The 5,002-nt window shown below is 40.8% G+C and carries 5 protein-coding genes; 2 read left to right on the forward strand and 3 right to left on the reverse strand.

The window, feature by feature from the left end; genetic code table 11:
- Positions 1 to 359 (reverse strand): ATP-binding cassette domain-containing protein (locus tag KPX09_RS04285; protein ID WP_249549147.1); only part of this gene is annotated, 359 nt, incomplete at its 3' end.
- Positions 360 to 847: 488 nt separating this feature from the next.
- Here KPX09_RS04285 and KPX09_RS04290 point away from each other — a divergent pair.
- Positions 848 to 1,462 carry a protein-disulfide reductase DsbD domain-containing protein gene (locus KPX09_RS04290; RefSeq protein WP_249549148.1) on the forward strand — a complete coding sequence of 205 codons (615 nt, stop codon included), beginning with the start codon at positions 848 to 850 and terminating at the stop codon, positions 1,460 to 1,462.
- A gap of 170 nt (positions 1,463 to 1,632) precedes the next feature.
- On the opposite strand, the gene KPX09_RS04295 is transcribed toward KPX09_RS04290, so the two are convergent.
- Positions 1,633 to 2,880, reverse strand: a complete 1,248-nt coding sequence (locus KPX09_RS04295) for an AarF/UbiB family protein (RefSeq protein ID WP_249549149.1) — start codon at positions 2,878 to 2,880, stop codon at positions 1,633 to 1,635.
- Between the two features lie 193 nt (positions 2,881 to 3,073).
- Positions 3,074 to 3,805: a metal ABC transporter ATP-binding protein gene (locus tag KPX09_RS04300; RefSeq protein WP_410518481.1), complete on the reverse strand. Its 732-nt coding sequence runs from the start codon at positions 3,803 to 3,805 to the stop codon at positions 3,074 to 3,076.
- Here KPX09_RS04300 and KPX09_RS04305 point away from each other — a divergent pair.
- Positions 3,788 to 4,648, forward strand: coding sequence for a metal ABC transporter solute-binding protein, Zn/Mn family (locus KPX09_RS04305; RefSeq protein WP_249549150.1), 861 nt, complete (start codon positions 3,788 to 3,790; stop codon positions 4,646 to 4,648). The genes KPX09_RS04300 and KPX09_RS04305 overlap by 18 nt on opposite strands.
- Positions 4,649 to 5,002 lie beyond the last annotated feature (354 nt).

Below are 5,002 nucleotides of genomic sequence, written 5' to 3' on the forward strand. Positions count from 1 at the left end.
AAAGCATGCTTCATTCTCTTATCCTTGCTTTGTGCTTTTACTGCGAATGCTACATTCTCCACTATAGTTTGGTGTTGAAACAGCGCTGGGTGCTGGAAAATTAGTCCTACATTGCGGGATTCTGTTGGTATATAAACGCCACATCGGGCATCATTTACTGTTTTGCCATTAATCCTTATCACTCCTGCAAAAGGCCTTTCTAGTCCCGCTATTAACTTTAATATTGTGGATTTTCCACACCCTGATGGCCCTAATAAACATATTATTTCGCCCCTTTTGGCAGAAAGTTCTTCCACTTCCAAAAGAAAATCACTCTTTCTATACCTGTACGATATGTCTTTAAGCTCAAGTCCTTCCACTGTAACGCCACCACTTGTTTAAGATTACGGAGATATGGTAACACTCACCACACCCCTCTACAAGTCATCTAGCATAGAAGAAAGCCATCTTCAGTAGAATAAAGTCTGCTACTATATCTCTAGGTAACCGACAGGTAAATTTGACGACAAAGGGTGTAGTTTTATGCTCTCGTAACGCAACTACTTGCACTCTCAAATTTGGCTTTCCTTAAGGTAAATGTCAGAAAGACAACGGGGCATACACCTGCAGAAAACAGCAAATAGCTTTTCTTATGTGGAGTAGTTCAGGGTAGAGGATAATGCCACATATGAACAGATTTACAGGCTACTTTTCTTCATAAGCTCTAGGATTACTATGCACTACTATAGTATTAAATGCCTTATCATGATTCCCCACTTTATTCAGCCCTTTTTCTATCAGTAACAAATTCTTTTTCTTTATAAAATTGTATATAGGCTATGGTTGTGCAAGTTGACCAATCACAAGGTTGCAAAACTTGCGAAAAAACAGTAGGAATTACACAGCTAATAGTCAGGGGGCGAACGTCTTGAGAATAGCTAAGTGCATGGGAGCCGTTTTATGCAAGATTTTCCTTTTGTGGTCCTTAAGTTCGTGTGTTTTTGCGACTGCTAGCTGCTCAGAAAGAAACGACTCTCTATACGATAATCATGTGAATGTTAAGGTGCTTGTTGGTGCTGTTACCCCTAACAAAGTGAGTGTCGCAGTGATGTGTGAGGTGCAGCCGGGGTGGCATATATATGCCAAGGATCCCGGTGATACCGGAATGCCCACACGATTTTGGATCGAAGGCAGTAATACAAAGAGCTTGAATGTTCATTGGCCAAAATTCTCTAAAGTATCTGAGGCAATTCCCGGTAGAGTCTTGGAGAGCAATGTATATGAAGGTACGGTGGTATTTCCCATTACATTCACTGTGTTAAAAGGCTCTGAGTCACCATTGTTACATTTACATGTAGGTTTTGCAGTGTGTGGTGAGGTCTGCATACCTCAAGAACGCAGGCTTGAGATTACTTTACCGTCTGACGCTAAGTTCGAAGATCCTGAGGTCATAGAGCTTATAAGACAATGGAAGCGCCGTTGAAGATAACGGGAGCTTAGATTAAGCGTAGCTGAAGATATAGAGCTTGCGGAAAGTTGCAAGAGATGCACCACGCCTTTGTAAAGGCGCTAGAAGTACTGCCTCTTAGTGGTACTAGTTGTTAGTGAGATAATGGGGGATATTTTGTATGATACACACTAGTATATAAAGTGTTACTTAAAAAGAATAATCAGTGTCAGAAACACGATAACTAGAGTTAAACAAAATGCTGATTTGGTAATACCACCGCTCTTGCGCGCATTCAATGCTTGCCCGTGTGAGATAACCATATCAAGGCTTCTATCAATCTTGGAAACAAGTAACCCAATATTCATCATCGATCTATATGCCTTGCACTGCTTAAGCCTTTCTACATACCCTATATTCTCATAATGATCTTTGACCCACAGTTCTGCAATTTTCCAAAAGTTCATTTCAGGAACTAGTTGTCTACAAATACCTTCTACCAGAACCATCGACTTCTGTAATAACAACAGCTTAGGTTGTACGCACATATTAAAATCTGCGGTAATTTTGAAGAGCTGTGCAAGCAAAGAAGCTGTAGAAAAATTCTTGGTATCTACATCAGCTATAGGCTCCCATATAGAGCGGCAAGCTGTAACGAATTGATCAAATCTATCAGGAACATACCCTGCATCGAAGTGTGCAGCAGCAACTCTGCGGTAATCTCGATTGATAAACCCCACAAGTATCTCGGTTATATAGAAGCATGTTTCTTCATCAAGCCTCCCCATAATCCCAAAATCTACAACAACTATTCTGTTGTTACCATCAACCATGAGATTACCTGGATGCATATCTGCATGGAAAAATCTGTCTCTGTATACTTGATTGCAAAAGGCTATTATCAGATTTTTCGCCAACAATTCTTTGTTCTGAAGCTCATCTACTCTGTATATGGGGGTTCCTTCTACCCACTGTAATGTTAGTACACTCCTGGTTGTGTGTTTCCAGTCTACTTTAGGTATATAGAAGTCTGCAGAGTCAGCCTGTAAATTTTCTCTTAGTTCATCAGCATTTGCGGCTTCAAAGCGGAGATCCAACTCTAGCTTGCAGATATCTGAGAACATCTCTACTAGCTGAGGTAATTTGAATCTACTTAGCATACCTAAGGCACTTGAAATATCTGCAATCTTACGCATTAGATCAATATCTGCGCGAAATGATGCTTCTATACCTGGCCGAAGCACTTTGACAGCTTTCAGTTCTCCGTCTAATGTCCGTGCTCTATGAACCTGAGCTATTGACGCTGCAGCAACTGGTTCCTTATCGAACTCCAAGAAAATCTCATCCATTTTCTTGTGAAACTGGCCTTCTACTATAGAAACCACTTGGCTGTATGGGAATGGTGTGAGCTTGTCGCACAACATCAGTAAGTTTCCCGCTACTTCTTCCCCCACTATATCTGCTCTAGAGGCTAGAAATTGTCCAAATTTTATGAACGTAGGTCCCAGGCTGCGGAGGCATAGATGGACTCTTTCTCCATAGTTCTTTTTATACTTTCTATTTGAAAAGATGCCAGCATTGGGAATGACCCCATATCGCAGCAGTGTGGCCCCTATTTTGCATAGTCTAACTAGCCCGCTGATAGAACTAAACATTCTCTGGAAATACGCTCATAAACTTTGCACTCTCAGTGATCTCCTCCGGAGTTCCTTCACAGCGTACGGAGCGATTTATGCAGATTACACGATCTGAGCAAGCCATAACACAGTGCAGATCATGAGATGTCATTATTATGCTGATATTATACTTAGACACCAACTTGCCTATTAACCGATAGAAATTGTTTTTTGCTTCAACGTCCATACAACTTACCGGTTCGTCAAGCACGATCAGATCAGGTTTCATAACCATACACCTCGCCAAGAGCACTAACTGTATCTCTCCGGCTGAGAGTTCTGATATCTGCCTAGTGAGCAGTTTTGAAATGTCTACATACTTGATAACTGCCCTTAGGTCTAGGGATATGCCTCTTCCCCAACATGCGCTGAGTAACAGATACTCTACCGTCATAGGCATGAAACTGTTAACTCTAAAATTCTGCGGCATATATGCGATGATTGGTCTTTTAGTATAGCGAATGGTACCTATATAGTCCTGATTAATACCTACCAGTACTCTGACCAACGATGTCTTTCCTCCACCATTAGGACCGAGGATTGTAATAATTTCACCGGGACGTATAGAGAAGCTGACATTATCTATTACCTTTCTATTTCCATAGAAGACGGTTATACTATCAACAACAAGCATGGGTAGAACACTCTTCTGAAGCCCCGTGACGCACGTGACAGGTTCCTTGATATGCTGACTAGAATACATACTATTTCGCTATTGGTGGCACTTCTCCTGCCCATAGCAGGATATACCGTTCCCAAAGTAGCTGCAACCATAAATCCAATACACTTTTTAGTAAGTGACGTGGGGCGCGGTGTAGTGAAGCCTTCGTTGCCGTCGATAGGCATGTCATGTGTGCACGACTATGTGCTGAAGCCATCGGATGTGGCAAGCCTAAATGCAGCGGATATTGTTTTCTATATAGATGAAAGTATGGAGCCTTATGTGCAAAAGTTGGCATACAACCCTCAAAAAAAGCTTATTAGGCTTTCAGACGAAGTGGAAGTACTATCGAATAGGGGGTACCGTGGCAGTTATGAAGGCCAAAACACGAAGGATTTTCACATATGGTTAAATCCTGATAATGCTAAAAAAATAATTGGCAAAATATGCTCAACTTTATCTGAAGCAGATCCAGAAAATGCGGAGATTTATAAGAAGAATGCTGAAAATGCTTTGGAGAAAATCTCTGCCATGACAGAGGACATCCATAAGATGTTAGCATCAGTAAAGAGTGTACCTTACATAGTTGCTCATGATGCGTATCAGTATTTTGATCGCTACTTTGGGCTTCACTGTGTTGCTTCATTATCATCAGGGCACATAACAGCAAAAGAGCTGTTTTTAGCTCGGGCTGCAGCTAAGAAGCACGGAGTGAAATGTATTTTCACGGATATGTATAGCAACAAACAGCGATATAAATTTATAAGCAAGAAGATAAAGATCCAAGCTGTAGATCCGATTGGCAGTTCAATTACTGTGGAAGAGGATGGCTATTATCAACTCATGCAAACTCTGGCAGAGGGATTCAAAAAGTGTCTAGAGTAGGGTGATTAATTTAGCAGCAGAGTGTAACTGTAGGCACTTGATATAAGATTTCCTTAATCTATAAATTATGATGATACATACTTTTTAGGGATATTATACGGCCTCTAGAGAATTATAAGTATGCTGATTATAAAATAATCATGGGTATCACTGGCGATTGATGCAGACTATACATGTATAGGTATAGGGAAGGATGCTGCATAAGGTCGGGAAAGATATCAGTCATTGGGAATGGGGCTAAATTTCAGTAAGCAATCTCAGTGATGTGTTAGACTGTGAGAATATGGTGTATCTGCTTATGAGATAAGCCAGGAGATAATTTACTACGGATTGTACTGTGAATTATTGACTTCT

This window comes from Anaplasma phagocytophilum, assembly GCF_023476575.1.
In the GTDB taxonomy this organism is placed as follows: Bacteria; Pseudomonadota; Alphaproteobacteria; order Rickettsiales; family Anaplasmataceae; genus Anaplasma; species Anaplasma phagocytophilum_A.

Excerpts from the sequence above, each read along its gene's own strand:
- KPX09_RS04305 (WP_249549150.1), top strand. The coding sequence starts at position 3,788 with ATGCTGACTAGAATACATACTATTTCGCTATTGGTGGCACTTCTCCTG.
- KPX09_RS04300 (WP_410518481.1), bottom strand. The coding sequence starts at position 3,805 with ATGTATTCTAGTCAGCATATCAAGGAACCTGTCACGTGCGTCACGGGG.